At 50.0% G+C, this 1,066-nt stretch carries 1 protein-coding gene; it reads left to right on the top strand.

Features of this window, described 5'->3' with window-relative positions:
- Positions 1-236 precede the first annotated feature (236 nt).
- Positions 237-1,066 (top strand): primase-helicase zinc-binding domain-containing protein (locus PSI15_RS18080; protein WP_443256116.1); only part of this gene is annotated, 830 nt, incomplete at its 3' end.

Below are 1,066 nucleotides of genomic sequence, written 5' to 3' on the forward strand. Positions count from 1 at the left end.
TGGCGACCTCTTTATTTTACGTCATTCTTGAAAAAGCCAAGTCTGAATGTTCCATCGATTTAAATAACCTGATTGCGTTGGCCTGTGATATCAATCAGGAAGTCTACCATGCGCTTCAAGCGGCTGTGTATGAGGAATAAGCCATGAGTCAATCATCTGCATATGGATATAACAGCCGTAAAAACAATGAAGAAATCCGCCCAATAGACATTATCCATACGGTAAAAAAATCCGCCATGAATCACTGGCAAAGCCTGTTGCCAGCCTGTGGCGTTGAGGTTCCGGCAAAGGGTAAGCATGGCGCTTGCCCCATCTGCGGGGGCACTGACCGCTTTCATTTCATCGACGATCACGGTAACGGGGATTGGCATTGTCGCCAGTGTGACCAGCCCAATCATGGCGACGGGCTGGATTTAGTGGCGAGAACCAAAGGGATCACAGTCTTTGAAGCCGCTAAGTTAGTTTCGGGGGCGCTGGCTCTGCCTTTGTCGGAACCTAAGCCTGCCAGAAAGGAGTCTCCAAAATCAGGAACTTCCTCAATAATCGAAAAAGTGAACAGGCTCTTGTCTCAAGCCACATTTGGGCAATCCGGCTATCTGGCGAAAAAGGGGCTGCAATACCCCAAACAACGGTTATTGAAAGAGGGAATTTTATTACTGATCACCCAAACACTGAACGGCACTATCACGGGTGCACAAACCATTAAGCCCAATGGTGAAAAGCGCCTTGTTGCAGGCTCACAGAAAAAGGGGAGTGTTATTCCCGTGTCCGAGATAACCGGCACACCGGACACGCTCATCATTACAGAGGGCTACGCAACAGCCTTAACGGTCAGTCAGTTACATGAGGGTGTGGTACTGGCGGCACTGGATGAAGGTAACTTACCTAACGTGGCCGAACAGGTTAGGGAACGGTGGCCAGACGCGAAAATCATTCTTGCGGCCGATAACGATTGGCATGAACCGGGAGAGCTGGACAAAAACGGCAAACCCAAGAAGAACGTCGGCAAGATAGCGGCAGAGAAGACCGCCAAAGCGATTAATGGCTGGGTAACGCTACCGCCCAC

Origin of the sequence: Xenorhabdus sp. PR6a, from assembly GCF_028599065.1 — a bacterium.
GTDB classification, from domain to species: domain Bacteria; phylum Pseudomonadota; class Gammaproteobacteria; order Enterobacterales; family Enterobacteriaceae; genus Xenorhabdus; species Xenorhabdus doucetiae.